The organism is Streptococcus oralis subsp. dentisani, assembly GCF_002096335.1.
Classification (GTDB): Bacteria; Bacillota; Bacilli; order Lactobacillales; family Streptococcaceae; genus Streptococcus; species Streptococcus oralis_Z.
Genome location: NZ_NCUW01000026.1, coordinates 1 through 14,705, shown reverse-complemented (window position 1 = coordinate 14,705; position 14,705 = coordinate 1). Strand labels below are relative to the sequence as shown.

Here is a 14,705-nt window from a genome sequence, read left to right as displayed (position 1 = left end):
AAAGGATGATAAATAAAATGGGTAAATATTTTGGGACCGATGGAGTCCGTGGAGAAGCAAACGTAGAACTGACGCCAGAATTGGCCTTTAAATTGGGACGTTTTGGTGGTTATGTTCTTAGTCAACATGAAACGGAAGCCCCTAAAGTCTTTGTAGGACGTGATACACGTATCTCAGGAGAAATGTTAGAATCAGCCTTAGTGGCAGGTCTTCTCTCTGTAGGGATTCACGTCTACAAACTCGGTGTCCTTGCAACACCAGCAGTAGCTTACTTGGTTAAAACTGAGGGAGCCAGTGCAGGTGTCATGATTTCCGCTAGTCACAACCCAGCCCTTGATAATGGAATTAAATTCTTTGGTGGGGATGGCTTCAAACTAGATGATGAAAAAGAAGCAGAAATCGAAGCCTTGCTAGATGCTACAGAAGACACCCTTCCTCGTCCAAGTGCCGAAGGCTTGGGAACCTTAGTGGACTATCCAGAAGGTTTACGTAAGTATGAAGGCTACCTTGTTTCAACTGGAACTCCTCTTGAGGGAATGAAAGTGGCCTTGGATACAGCTAACGGTGCAGCGTCTACGAGTGCTCGTCAAATCTTTGCAGACCTTGGAGCTCAAATAACTGTTATCGGTGAGACACCAGATGGTCTTAATATCAACTTGAATGTGGGTTCTACACATCCAGAAGCTCTTCAAGAAGTGGTCAAAGAAAGCCAGTCAGCCATTGGTTTGGCCTTTGACGGAGACAGTGACCGTTTGATTGCTGTTGATGAAAATGGCGACATTGTCGATGGTGATAAGATCATGTACATCATCGGGAAATATCTTTCTGAAAAAGGACAGTTGGCTCAAAACACCATCGTGACAACGGTTATGTCTAACCTTGGCTTCCATAAGGCCTTGGAGAGTGCTGGCATTAACAAGGCAGTGACTGCTGTTGGTGACCGCTATGTCGTTGAAGAAATGAGAAAATCAGGCTACAACCTTGGTGGTGAACAATCAGGTCACGTTATCTTGATGGACTACAATACAACTGGTGATGGTCAATTATCAGCTGTCCAATTGACTAAAATCATGAAAGAAACAGGCAAAAGCTTGTCTCAACTAGCATCAGAAGTGACGATTTACCCACAAAAACTGGTCAATATCCGAGTGGAAAATGCCATGAAAGAAAATGCCATGGAAGTACCAGCCATCAAGACAATCATCGAAAAGATGGAAGAAGAGATGGCAGGGAACGGTCGTATCCTTGTCCGCCCAAGTGGAACAGAACCCCTCTTGCGTGTCATGGCAGAAGCTCCTACAACAGAAGAAGTTAACTACTACGTAGATACGATTGCTGCTGTGGTTAAAGATGAAATCGGAATTGACTAAAGCCTAGAAAACTAGATGAAATGATAAAAATGTGGTACAATTGCATAGTAAATTGTAGCAATGGGAGAGAAAAATGAATCTTAAACGAGAACAAGAATTTGTTAGCCAGTATCACTTTGATGCTCGTAACTTTGAATGGGAAAATGAAAATGGGGCTCCTGAAACCAAGGTAGACGTGAACTTTCAGTTACTCCAGCATGACCAAGAAAATCAAGTAACTTCTTTAGTCGTTATCTTGAGCTTCATGATTGTCTTTGACAAATTTGTCATCAGTGGAACGATTTCTCAAGTGAACCATGTGGAAGGTCGTATTGTTAACGAACCAAGCGAATTTAACCAAGAAGAAGTCGAAACCTTGGCACGTCCATGCTTGAACATGCTCAACCGTTTGACGTATGAAGTAACAGAAATCGCCTTGGATCTTCCAGGAATCAATTTGGAGTTTTAGCCATGAAATTAGCTGTCATTACAGATTCTTCAGCCTATTTAGAGGAGAAGACGCTGCAAAGAGAGAATCTTTTTATCTTGGATATTCCTGTCAATATCGATGGGGAGGAGTATGTGGAAGGTGTCAATCTGACTGCTGAGGAATTTTATCAAAAAATGGCTCAGTCTGCAGAATTGCCTAAAACTAGTCAACCAAGTATTGCCAAATTGGATGAGATTCTAAGTTCCTTGAAAGATGAAGGCTATACTCATGTCTTGGGCCTCTTTCTTTCGTCAGGAATTTCAGGCTTTTATCAGAATATCCAATATATGTTAGACGAGTATGAAGGTTTGACCATTGCCTTTCCAGATACCCATATCACAAGTTCCCCTCTAGGATTTATGGTAGAGAGTGCCTTTGAATGGGCCGAACAAGGCGATGATTTTGCTCAGATTCAGGAGAAATTAGCTCTTCAAATTGCTGATAATTCAGCCTTTATCATAGTAGATGACCTCGATCACTTGGTTAAAGGAGGACGTTTGTCAAATGGGGCGGCCATCCTAGGAAATCTTCTCAGTATCAAGCCTATCCTCTTCTTTAATGACCAAGGGGTGATTGAGGTTTATGAAAAAGTCCGTACGGAAAAGAAGGCAACCAAACGTTTGGTGGAAATCATCAAAGAGTTGACAAAAGATGGGGACTATCGTATAACAGTCATTCATGGGAACGCTCCTCAAAAGGCAGCGGATTTACGTCAGCTTTTGATGGAGAGTGGTGTGACTGCTGAAATTCCAATTGAAACCTTTGGTAGTGTCATTGGGACCCACCTTGGAGAAGGTAGTATCGCCTTGAGCTATACACCAATCGTCTAAATTGTTCTTACAGGCTTTGTATCTTAGCAATTGAACACGGCCTACCTGCCTCTTGAAAAAAGATGCCTGTCTTACCTTTCATGGAAAGTCAGTGCCATTCCCTATTTTTCATGGGCAGCTAACGTCCTTTGTATCTTGATAATTGAACACGCCTGGAACCCTGTGTGAAAAAGATAGTTCTTCCAAGGAGTAGACACTCCTTGATTAGAACTCCTATTTTCACTTTGTGTTCTTACAGGCTTTGTATCTTAGACAGGAGTAGAGATGAGTATTCGAGTAATTATTGCCGGTTTTAAGGGGAAGATGGGTCAAGCTGCTTGTCAGATGGTCTTGGCTGATCCAGACTTGGACTTGGTCGCAGTTTTGGATCCTTTTGAGTCTGAGTCAGAATGGCAGGGAATTCCTGTCTTCAATGATAAGGCTGACTTGGCTGGTGTTGAAGCGGATGTCTGGGTGGATTTTACTACACCAGCCGTTGCCTACGAAAATACACGCTTTGCTCTTGAAAATGGCTTTGCTCCAGTAGTTGGAACAACAGGATTCACTAGTGAAGAAATTACAGAACTAAAAGCATTTTCCCGTGAACAAGATTTGGGTGGCTTGATCGCCCCTAACTTTGCCTTGGGCGCTGTCTTGCTTATGCAATTTGCGTCCCAGGCTGCCAAATATTTCCCAAATGTGGAGATTATCGAGCTCCATCATGACAAGAAAAAAGATGCTCCGAGTGGAACAGCCATTAAAACAGCTGAGTTGATGGCAGAAGTTCGAGAGTCTATCCAACAAGGTGCGCCTGATGAGGAAGAATTGATTGCAGGTGCCCGTGGTGCTGACTTTGATGGCATGCGGATCCACTCAGTTCGTTTGCCAGGCTTAGTAGCTCATCAAGAAGTTATCTTTGGCAATCAGGGAGAAGGATTGACCCTTCGTCATGACTCCTATGATCGCAGCTCCTTCATGACAGGGGTCAATTTGGGAATCAAAGAAGTTGTCAAGCGTCATGAGCTTGTCTATGGATTAGAACACTTATTATGAGATTAACGCAAATGCCTTCTGAATTTCAGAAGGCTTTACCAGTATTAGAAAAAATTAAAGAAGCAGGATTTGAAGCCTATTTTGTTGGGGGCTCCGTCAGAGATGCCCTCCTCAATCGTCCTATCCACGATGTGGATATTGCGACTTCATCCTATCCAGAAGAGACCAAGCAGATTTTTCCGCGAACAGCTGATATCGGAATCGAGCACGGAACTGTCTTGGTTTTAGATGGTGACGAGGAGTATGAGGTAACCACCTTTCGGACAGAGGATGTCTATGTAGACTATCGCAGACCCAGTGCGGTTTCCTTTGTGCGTTCGCTAAAAGAGGACCTCAAACGTCGTGATTTCACAGTTAATGCCTTTGCCTTGGATGAGACAGGCGAAATTATTGATTTGTTCCATGGTCTCAAAGATCTGGAAAATCAAGTCTTGCGAGCAGTTGGAGTGGCTAGTGAGCGTTTCAATGAAGATGCTTTGCGCATTATGCGTGGTTTTCGTTTTCAGGCCAGTCTTGGTTTTGAACTTGAGCGAGAAACATTTGAAGCCATGAAATCCTTGACTCCGCTCTTGGAGAAAATCTCTGTGGAGCGCACCTTCGTTGAGTTTGATAAACTATTGCTGGCACCTTTTTGGCGAGTTGGTCTGTCTTCCATGATTGAGAGTCGAGTTTATGACTATCTTCCAGATATGGCAGGGAGCCAGGACAAGCTCAACAAACTGTTTGATTTGGAGACTGATTTCACTTTTGAGTCTTCCGAACAAGCCTGGGCGGCTCTCTTGTGGGTACTGGAAATTGAGGATGCTCAGCCATTTTTGAAGCATTGGAAAACCTCACGTCAATTTGCCAAGCAGGTTCAGGATTTGCTGACTATTTTGGCTCTACGAGAAGAAGGAGAGTTGAGCAAGCGTGATTGTTACCGTTTTGACTTGGATTCCCTTCTACAAGCTGAAAGTCTTCGTCAGGCCCAAGGAAAAGCAGTCAACCCACAAACCATCAAAGAAACTTACCATAGTTTGACCATTCATGACAAGAAAGAAATTCAGATTAATGGTGGTGTTTTAATCAAGGAATATGGTTACCAGCCAGGTCCAGATTTGGGAGATATTTTAACAGAGATTGAGTTTGCCATTGTCGATGGAGAGTTGGAAAATGATCGTCAAGCTATCCATGCTTACCTGAGGGAGAAAAAATGAGTGATTTTATTGTTGAAAAACTAAGTAAATCCGTCGGTGACAAGACTGTTTTTAAGGATATTTCCTTTATTATCCATGATTTGGATAGAATCGGTCTGATTGGTGTCAATGGAACGGGTAAGACCACCCTTTTAGATGTCCTTTCTGGTGTTTCTGGCTTTGATGGGGATGTCAGTCCCTTTTCAGCTAAGAGTGATTACAAGATTGGCTACCTGACTCAGGATCCAGAGTTTGATGATAGCAAGACGGTCTTGGATACGGTTCTATCCAGCGACCTCAAGGAAATCCAGCTCATTCGTGAATATGAACTCCTCATGCTCAACTATAGTGAGGACAAGCAGGCGCGTTTGGAACGGGTCATGGCTGAGATGGATTCCCTTCAAGCCTGGGAAATCGAAAGTCAGGTCAAGACCGTTCTCAGCAAGTTGGGTATTCAGGATTTGTCGACCCTAGTTGGTGAATTGTCAGGTGGTCTGAGAAGACGAGTCCAGTTGGCACAAGTTCTCCTAGGAAACCACGATCTCTTGTTACTGGATGAGCCGACCAACCATTTGGACATTGCGACCATCGAGTGGCTGACCCTCTTTTTGAAAAATTCCAAGAAGACGGTTCTCTTTATCACCCATGATCGCTATTTCCTAGACGCACTATCAACACGAATTTTCGAGTTAGACCAAGCTAGTTTGACGGAATATCAGGGAAATTATCAGGACTATGTTCGCCTCAAAGCAGAGCAGGATGAGCGTGACGCAGCTATGCTCCACAAAAAAGAACAACTCTATAAGCAAGAATTAGCCTGGATGCGCAGACAACCGCAAGCGCGTGCGACCAAGCAGCAGGCTCGTATCAATCGTTTCCATGACTTGAAAAAGGAAGTTTCAGATAATCCTACTGAGACAGACTTAACCATGAACTTTGAGACCAGTCGGATTGGTAAGAAGGTCATCGAGTTTAAAGATGTTTCCTTCGCTTATGAGAACAAGCCGATTTTACAAGATTTTAACCTCTTGGTGCAGGCCAAAGACCGTATCGGTATCGTTGGGGACAACGGTGTGGGAAAATCCACCCTGCTTAATCTGATTGCAGGAAGTCTTGAGCCGACAGCAGGTCAAGTCATCATCGGTGAAACAGTCCGTATCGCCTATTTCTCTCAACAAATCGAAGGATTGGATGAAAGCAAACGAGTCATCAATTACCTGCAGGAAGTAGCGGAAGAAGTCAAGACTAGCGGTGGTTCTACAACTTCCATCGCTGAGTTGCTAGAGCAATTCCTTTTCCCACGTTCGACCCATGGAACCTTGATTGAGAAGTTGTCTGGTGGTGAGAAAAAACGCCTCTATCTCCTTAAACTTCTCCTTGAAAAACCCAATGTACTTCTCTTGGACGAGCCGACAAATGACCTAGACATTGCGACCTTGACAGTTTTAGAGAATTTCTTGCAAGGTTTTGCTGGGCCTGTCTTGACAGTTAGCCACGATCGCTATTTCTTGGATAAGGTAGCGACTAAGATTCTGGCCTTTGAGAATGGAAGCATCCGTACTTTCTTTGGTCATTACACAGACTACCTTGACGAAAAAGCTTTTGAAACAGATATGGTCAATCAAGTTCAAAAGGCCGAAAAGGAAAAAGTGGTCAAGGTCAGAGAAGATAAGAAACGCATGACCTACCAAGAAAAGCAGGAGTGGGCAAGCATTGAAGCAGATATTGAGGCCTTAGAAAAACGTATCGCTGCTATTGAAGAGGAGATGCAGGCCAATGGTTCTGATTTTGGTAAACTTGCGACACTTCAGAAAGAGCTCGATGAAAAAAACGAAGAACTCCTTGAAAAATATGAACGCTATGAATATTTAAGTGAGTTAGCATGATGGAAGGAAAAGTCATTAAACGTAGTCCAAAGAAAATTATTTGGAATGCCTTGTTTGTCCTAGCTTCGGTGCTTTTCTTCTTGTTAACTCTTTTTTATCTCCATTCGTATTCGCAAAAGGGGACCAGACTTCATACGGTAAGTCTTTTGTTTATGCTGGTTTTACTTTTTTTGCTGGAGTAGTAGTTTATCTGACTTACAGACTTTTAAGTTCGGATAAGAAATATTTGAGATTTACTGTTGAGGGATTTTACTACAAACCGAATCCAAAGAAAGTCAGTCGTTTCTATGCTTGGGCTGATGTAGAGGAATTTTCCTTCTCTCGGTTTGGAGGGAGGTATAGGAATTCCTATCGGATTGAAGTTTATTTTAAAAACAAGGACAATGTGAGATCCCAATCACTTCTAGCCCTACTGAAGAGAAGGTGTTTTCCTTTTCATCAGTCAGCAGATTTGATCATCCCTATCATTCTACTAGATGTAGGTCTTCCTGAAAGGGTATACGAGACCATGAAGTACTATGAGAGAGAATGGCGTATCGAACAAAATCTTCAAGCAAGAAAAGAGACAAAACAAGCTTCTAAAAGCAAATCTTTCAAATAGCTATAAGCCAGTTTAGCTTAAAGAAAATCAATCAAAAAAGCCCTATCCACTGGATAGGGTTACTGTTTGTCTTCTTTTTTTGTTTCCTGGTGGAAGACATTTTGCCAAGTCTCATGGCGACGCCAGATACTGGTGTGGACGATACCATCTAACTCATAGCAAATGAGCTTGGTTTTTTGACTAATGGAGGTAATCTGAATGTCCGTAATCGCAGCTTTAAGTTCTTTCTCAGCTTGATAGGAAACCTTATCCATCTGCTCTCCATCTTGGCGGATATAGATAAAGTCTTCAGATAGGAGTTCTTCCAGTTGATTGCCTTGGTCAATCAATTGCTCACGCATGAGTAGTTTTTTATAGACATTATCCAAAATTTCGTCTTCAGGTATAGGAGCAGGTTCGATATGGACATCGGTATCAAAGACTCCAAAACGCTCTTCCAGCATAGATTCGACCTGGTCTGCAATTTCATGACTTTCATAGACTGATAAATCGGGATTCATCTCCAGCGTGATGTCAAGGTAGATATTGCTACCGTAGGTGCGACCTCTTTGGGACTTGATCTTACTAATCTTTGGAATCTCCATAATGGCCTTTTGGTAGTCCTCCAGCAGACGGTCATCAAAACCATCTGAAAGACTGAAGGAAGATTCGATAAAGATATCATAGGCTGTCTTTAAGATAAAGAAAGTGATGATGATAGCAACCAGTTTATCAACAATCGGATAATTAAAACTGCTGGCTAGGATGGCAATGGAAGTCCCAAGTGAGGTAACAGCATCGGAAAGATTGTCCTTGGCGGCAGCCTTCAGAGCCTTGGATTTGGATTTCTTACTGAGGCGAGTATTATAGAGATAAACGAAAAACATGATTGCTGCAGAGAAGACACCTAGAATCGCTCCCAGAGGATCGATGGGTGTTTGTTCTCGACTGAGAATCTTTTGAATGGTGTCCCGCAGAACATCAAAGCCAACGTAGAACATGATGATGGAAGTGATCAAACTAGCCAAGTCTTCAATCTTCCAGTGGCCAAAACGGTGATCACGGTCAGCGGGCTGGCGCGCCATCCGAATCCCAATCAAGAGAGCCACATTTGCAATGATATCCGACACGTTGTTGAAACCATCGGCTACCAAACTGGAAGAATGAAGGAGGTGGCCAGTCGCTAATTTTGCCGCAGACAAAATCAGATAGGTCGAAATACTGATAATGGCCCCACGCTCAGCTAACTTAAGATTTGACATGGATTGGTTCATTGGGCTTCCTTTCTAGTCGTATAATATTCTACCATTATACTGGTTTTCAAAGGAAAATTCAAATAAGGCAGTTTTTACTCTTTGAAAATTATTCAAATTTTGATATAATAGTACTACTCAAGGGAGTAGCTGGCAGAAACCTGTGATAGTGTCGTCATTCCGAATTGTATACTGCAAAGTATGCTTTCCGGCGCTATCTTAAACAGCGAGACTTGTTATGATTAACAGGTCTCTTTTTGTTTGTCATAAAACCAAAAGAGAGCTTGTTTTGCACACAAAGTCAAGGAGGAGACACATGTCAAAAGAACAAAAACGCCAAGCGTTTTATACTCAAAGTCCTGAAGAGGTCTTGAAATCGGTTGAAGCAACTGAGCAAGGCCTTTCGTCAAGCGAAGCACAGAAACGCCTAGCTGAATATGGACGTAATGAACTCGAAGAGGGTGAGAAAAAATCTCTCTTGGTTAAATTCATCGAACAGTTTAAGGATTTGATGATTATTATTTTGGTGGCTGCAGCCATCTTGTCTGTCATAACTTCTGGTGGGGAAGATATTGCAGATGCCATCATTATCCTAGCCGTAGTTATCATTAACGCTGCCTTTGGTGTTTACCAAGAAGGTAAGGCAGAAGAAGCCATCGAAGCCCTCAAGTCTATGTCTAGCCCAGCTGCTCGCGTTATCCGTGATGGGCACATGGCTGAGATTGATTCAAAAGAATTAGTACCAGGTGATATCGTTGCCCTTGAAGCAGGTGATGTGGTACCAGCGGACCTACGTTTGCTAGAAGCCAATTCCCTTAAAATCGAAGAAGCAGCCCTAACAGGTGAGTCTGTTCCAGTCGAAAAAGACTTGACTGTCGAGCTCTCTGCAGATGCTGGTATTGGTGACCGTGTCAATATGGCCTTCCAAAACTCAAATGTGACTTATGGTCGTGGTCTTGGTGTTGTTGTCAATACAGGTATGTACACGGAAGTGGGTCATATCGCTGGCATGCTCCAAGATGCGGATGAGACAGACACGCCACTCAAACAAAACTTGAATAACCTTTCTAAGGTCTTGACCTATGCAATTTTGGTCATTGCCCTTGTTACTTTTGTAGTTGGAGTCTTCATTCAAGGTAAAAATCCACTTGGTGAGTTGATGACCTCTGTTGCGCTTGCTGTTGCAGCCATCCCAGAAGGACTCCCAGCTATCGTGACGATCGTTCTTGCCCTCGGTACTCAAGTTTTGGCTAAACGAAACTCTATCGTTCGTAAGTTGCCAGCAGTAGAAACACTTGGTTCAACTGAGATTATCGCTTCTGATAAGACTGGTACGCTTACCATGAACAAGATGACAGTCGAGAAAGTCTTCTATGATGCAGTCCTACATGATTCTGCTGATGACATTGAACTAGGTCTTGAAATGCCTCTTCTTCGTTCTGTTGTCTTGGCCAACGATACTAAGATTGATGCAGAAGGAAACCTAATCGGGGATCCAACGGAAACAGCCTTCATCCAGTATGCCTTGGACAAGGGCTACGATGTCAAAGGATTTTTAGAGAAATATCCTCGAGTCGCTGAATTGCCGTTTGACTCAGATCGTAAACTCATGTCAACGGTTCATCCATTGCCAGATGGGAAATTTCTAGTGGCGGTCAAAGGGGCTCCAGATCAACTCTTGAAACGTTGTGTTGCTCGTGATAAAGCTGGAGATATCGCTCCGATTGATAATCAAGTCAATGACTTAATTCACACAAATAACTCTGAAATGGCTCACCAAGCCTTGCGTGTCCTTGCAGGTGCTTATAAGATTATCGATAGTGTTCCAGAAAATCTTACTTCTGAAGAGCTTGAAAACAACTTGATCTTTACTGGTTTGATAGGGATGATTGACCCTGAGCGTGCAGAAGCGGCAGAAGCCGTTCGTGTCGCTAAGGAAGCAGGAATTCGTCCAATCATGATCACTGGTGACCACCAAGACACAGCGGAAGCCATTGCTAAACGTTTGGGAATCATTGATGAAAATGACTCGGAAGATCATGTCTTGACTGGTGCTGAACTCAACGAACTTTCTGATGAAGAATTTGAAAAAGTCGTTGGTCAATACTCTGTTTACGCGCGTGTATCTCCAGAACACAAGGTTCGTATCGTCAAAGCTTGGCAAAACCAAGGTAAGGTCGTTGCCATGACAGGTGACGGTGTGAATGATGCACCAGCTCTGAAAACAGCTGATATCGGTATCGGTATGGGAATCACTGGTACAGAGGTTTCTAAGGGAGCTTCTGATATGATTCTTGCGGATGATAACTTTGCGACTATTATCGTCGCAGTTGAAGAAGGACGTAAGGTCTTCTCAAACATTCAAAAGACTATTCAATATCTTCTTTCTGCCAATACGGCTGAAGTTTTGACCATCTTCCTATCAACCTTGTTTGGTTGGGATGTTCTACAGCCAGTTCATCTCTTGTGGATCAACTTGGTGACCGATACCTTCCCAGCTATCGCTCTTGGTGTTGAACCTGCTGAGCCAGGTGTCATGACCCACAAACCACGTGGACGTAAGTCAAGCTTCTTCTCAGGTGGGGTCATGAGTTCGATCATCTATCAAGGTGTACTCCAAGGGGCAATCGTCTTGACCGTCTATGGTCTTGCTCTTGCCTACCCAGTCCATGTAGGAGACAACCAAGCCATTCACGCAGATGCACTTACAATGGCCTTTGCAACACTCGGTTTGATCCAGCTCTTCCATGCCTACAACGTTAAGTCTGTTTACCAATCCATCTTGACAGTCGGACCATTCAAGTCTAAGACCTTCAACTGGTCTATCTTGGTATCCTTCATCCTTCTCATGGCAACAATCGTCGTAGAACCACTTGAAGGTATCTTCCACGTAACCAAACTAGACTTGTCACAATGGGGTATTGTTCTAGCTGGAAGCTTCTCAATGATTATCATCGTAGAAATCGTTAAGTTTGTTCAACGTAAACTTGGTCTTGATAAGAACGCGATTTAAAAAGAAAGTCATCTTCGGATGACTTTTTTTGCATTTGAGGGAAAGGACTAGAAGTTGCCCCCTTTTATGCTATAATAAAGTAAAGTAGCAAGGAGCGTAAGAGAATGGAAAAGAAAATTGTCCGAGATATCTTATTCTTGTCGCAAGTCGCGAAACCTGCAAGTCAGGAAGACCTTTATCTGGCTAGAGATTTACAGGATACCCTGCTGGCCAATCGCGAGACCTGTGTCGGTCTGGCGGCCAATATGATTGGGGTGCAGAAGCGCGTGATTATCTTTAATCTTGGCCTAGTTCCCATGGTTATGTTTAACCCGATTCTTCTTTCCTATAAAGAACCTTACGAGACAGAGGAAGGTTGTTTGTCTTTGACTGGGGTGCGACCAACAACTCGCTATGAAACGATTACGGTTTCCTATCGCGATAATAAGTGGCAGGAACAGACTATTACACTTACAGGTTTTCCAGCTCAGATATGCCAGCATGAACTGGATCATTTGGAAGGACGGATTATTTAGGAGGAACTCAGATGAAACGCATACTCTTTGAACTTGTTTTTATCGCAACGACTTGGTATATCTTTTTACCACCCTTCAATCTTACCAGTTGGGAATTCATCTTCTTTCTCTGTGGGCATCTGGTGGTGATGGGTATTTTGTTTAGTTTCCGAAAGGATACCAATCTCCTCAAGACAGTTCATGTACGTCATGGCAAGGTTGCCAACGAACTCAATCTAGAAGGGCTTCATTTTAATAAATTAGGTGGAGGATTGTTGCTGGCTGCAGGCCTTATCTTTGCCCTTGCTGGTCTGGTTAGCTTAGTGACCTCAAGCTTTTTCCAAGCAAAAAACTATGCTAATGTGGTCTCTATCACCGAAAAAGACTTTAAAGATTTTCCTAAGAGTGATACCAGTAAGGTTCCAATCCTAGATCGGAGCACTGCTGAAAAGATTGGTGACCGTTACTTGGGCTCTCTGACGGATAAGGTATCCCAGTACGTAGCAGCAGATACCTATACCCAGCTGACGGTCGATGGCAAGCCCTATCGGGTGACACCTTTGGAATATGCCGACCCGATCAAATGGTTCAACAATCAAGCCAAGGGAATTGGCGAGTATATCAAGGTTGATATGGTGACAGGAAATGCGGAATTGGTGGATTTAAAAACACCGATGAAGTATTCGGACTCCGAATATTTTAACCGTGACGTCAAACGTCATCTTCGGATTAAGTACCCAACCAAGATTTTTAAAAAGCCATCCTTTGAGGTGGATGATGAAGGCAATCCTTTCTATGTAGCAACCGTTTATCAAAAACGGTTTGGTCTAGGAGTCCCTCGCCCTTCGTCTGTTATTATCTTGGATGCTACTAATGGAGAAACCAAGGAATATAGCTTGGATGAAGTGCCAGAATGGGTGGACCGTGTTTATCCGGCCGAAGAAACCATCCAGCAAATCAACTACAACGGTAAGTATAAAGACGGTTTTTGGAATGCCTTGATTTCTAAGAAAAATGTTACCCAAACGACAGAGGGCTATAACTATCTTTCTATCGGAAATGACATTTATCTCTACACGGGAGTGACTTCAGCAAATGCTGACGAAAGTAACCTGGGCTTTATCCTTGAAAACATGCGCACTGGTGAAATCACCAAGTACAATCTAGCTTCAGCAACCGAAGAATCTGCCCGTGCTTCCGCAGAAGGAGCAGTTCAAGAGAAAGCCTACAAGGCTACCTTCCCTATCCTTGTTAATCTCAATGACAAGCCTCTTTATATCATGGGCTTAAAGGACAATGCAGGCTTGGTCAAGGAGTATGCATTGGTCGATGCCGTGGAGTACCAAAACGTTATCGTAGCAACTACGGTAGATGAACTCCTCAGCAAGTATGCCAATAAAAACGACCTCGATCTGGATAATGAAACGGTAGAAAGTATCAAGGGAGTGATTTCAGACCTTAAATCAGCTGTCATCAAGGGGGATACCGTCTACTTCTTTAAAGTTGATGGCAAGATTTATAAAGTCAAGGCTTTAGTGTCAGACGACCTTCCTTACCTTGAAAATGGTCAATTCTTCGAAGGTCAGGTTGGAAAAGATAATTACCTCAAAACATTTAAAGTCAAGTAAAAGAAACCTCGGTATAAACCGAGGTTTCAGATGAAATTCTTGGTCACGATTGAAAAATATGCTACACTAACAATATGAAAATTTTAATCCCAACAGCCAAAGAAATGAACACAAACCTTCCTTGTATCGAAGCGCTCCCCTTGAGTGAAGAAAGTCAGGCAGTCCTTGACTCACTGGCGCACTACTCAGCTAGTGAATTAGAGACTTTTTATAAGGTATCTGCCGAGAAAGCAGAAGAAGAGTACGCTCATATTCAAGCTCTAAAAGATCAAAGCGCTAAACATTATCCAGCCTTGAAACTCTTTGACGGTCTCATGTATCGCCACATTAAGAGAGATAAATTGACCGAGGCTGAACAAGCCTATCTGGAAGATCATGTTTTAATTACATCAGCTTTGTATGGCGTCGTTCCAGCCCTATCTCCCATGGCTCCTCACCGTTTGGACTTCTTGATGAAGTTAAAAGTCGCTGGAAAAACCCTAAAGAGTCATTGGAAGTCAGCCTATGATGAGGCACTACAGGATGAGGACTTGATATTTTCTCTCTTGTCATCAGAGTTTGAAACCGTTTTTTCTAAGGAAGTCAGAGAAAAAATGGTGACCTTCAAGTTTATGGAGAACAAGGCAGACCAGTTGAAAATCCACTCAACCATTTCAAAAAAAGCGCGTGGCGCCTTTCTGACAGCTCTAATAGAAGGCCAAGTCCAAACAGTTGAGCAAGCTCGCAAGCTCCGCTTCGCCGACTTTGAATACCGACCTGATTTATCAAGTAACTTAGAACTCGTCTTTTTAAAACAAGTGTAAAGTATCTTTAATTCAAAATAATATAAGCTGTCCCCAAGAAGTCAACCTCTTAGTTTGACCTTTTGGGGGCAATTTTTTCGCTCTGTTGTAAAATGAAGTGCAACACAAAAGACATGTTCATCTGATATACTAGAGTTGCGAAAAACAGTATAAAGGAAGATGAACATGTCCA

At 42.9% G+C, this 14,705-nt stretch carries 11 protein-coding genes and 1 pseudogene; 11 read left to right on the top strand and 1 reads right to left on the bottom strand.

Going from position 1 to position 14,705, the window contains the following annotated elements; translation table 11 throughout:
* Positions 1-17 precede the first annotated feature (17 nt).
* The 7 genes and pseudogenes from glmM to B7709_RS01580 all read left to right on the top strand — a co-directional run bounded on the left by glmM (position 18) and on the right by B7709_RS01580 (position 7,363).
* Positions 18-1,370, top strand: a complete 1,353-nt coding sequence (gene glmM, locus B7709_RS01610) for a phosphoglucosamine mutase (RefSeq protein ID WP_084971406.1) — start codon at positions 18-20, stop codon at positions 1,368-1,370.
* Positions 1,371-1,443: 73 nt separating this feature from the next.
* Positions 1,444-1,818, top strand: a complete 375-nt coding sequence (locus tag B7709_RS01605; RefSeq protein ID WP_001050092.1) for a DUF1149 family protein — start codon at positions 1,444-1,446, stop codon at positions 1,816-1,818.
* A gap of 2 nt (positions 1,819-1,820) precedes the next feature.
* Complete coding sequence (locus tag B7709_RS01600; protein ID WP_084971139.1) at positions 1,821-2,669, top strand: DegV family protein; 849 nt, start codon at positions 1,821-1,823, stop codon at positions 2,667-2,669.
* Between the two features lie 264 nt (positions 2,670-2,933).
* Complete coding sequence (gene dapB / locus B7709_RS01595; RefSeq protein WP_084971137.1) at positions 2,934-3,701, top strand: 4-hydroxy-tetrahydrodipicolinate reductase; 768 nt, start codon at positions 2,934-2,936, stop codon at positions 3,699-3,701.
* A complete protein-coding gene (locus B7709_RS01590) occupies positions 3,698-4,897 on the top strand; it encodes a CCA tRNA nucleotidyltransferase (RefSeq protein WP_084971135.1) in 1,200 nt (399 codons plus the stop codon). The genes dapB and B7709_RS01590 overlap by 4 nt, the downstream gene beginning before the upstream one ends.
* A complete protein-coding gene (locus B7709_RS01585; RefSeq protein ID WP_084971133.1) occupies positions 4,894-6,762 on the top strand; it encodes an ABC-F family ATP-binding cassette domain-containing protein in 1,869 nt (622 codons plus the stop codon). The genes B7709_RS01590 and B7709_RS01585 overlap by 4 nt, the downstream gene beginning before the upstream one ends.
* Positions 6,759-7,363: pseudogene (locus B7709_RS01580) on the top strand (hypothetical protein). Before B7709_RS01585 ends, B7709_RS01580 begins: the two are co-directional and overlap by 4 nt.
* Positions 7,364-7,422: 59 nt before the next feature.
* Here the strand turns inward: B7709_RS01580 and B7709_RS01575 are convergent.
* Complete coding sequence (locus B7709_RS01575) at positions 7,423-8,616, bottom strand: cation diffusion facilitator family transporter (RefSeq protein ID WP_084971131.1); 1,194 nt, start codon at positions 8,614-8,616, stop codon at positions 7,423-7,425.
* Positions 8,617-8,911: 295 nt separating this feature from the next.
* On the opposite strand from B7709_RS01575, the gene B7709_RS01570 reads away from it, so the two are divergent.
* From B7709_RS01570 to yaaA, 4 genes are all read left to right on the top strand, one after another.
* Complete coding sequence (locus B7709_RS01570; protein ID WP_084971129.1) at positions 8,912-11,608, top strand: cation-translocating P-type ATPase; 2,697 nt, start codon at positions 8,912-8,914, stop codon at positions 11,606-11,608.
* A gap of 104 nt (positions 11,609-11,712) precedes the next feature.
* Entirely contained in the window at positions 11,713-12,123 is a 411-nt protein-coding gene (locus B7709_RS01565) for a peptide deformylase (protein WP_084971127.1), read from the top strand.
* Positions 12,124-12,134: 11 nt separating this feature from the next.
* Positions 12,135-13,730 carry a hypothetical protein gene (locus B7709_RS01560; protein WP_084971125.1) on the top strand — a complete coding sequence of 532 codons (1,596 nt, stop codon included), beginning with the start codon at positions 12,135-12,137 and terminating at the stop codon, positions 13,728-13,730.
* 74 nt (positions 13,731-13,804) lie between these two features.
* A complete protein-coding gene (gene yaaA, locus B7709_RS01555; protein ID WP_084971123.1) occupies positions 13,805-14,533 on the top strand; it encodes a peroxide stress protein YaaA in 729 nt (242 codons plus the stop codon).
* Positions 14,534-14,705: the final 172 nt, after the last annotated feature.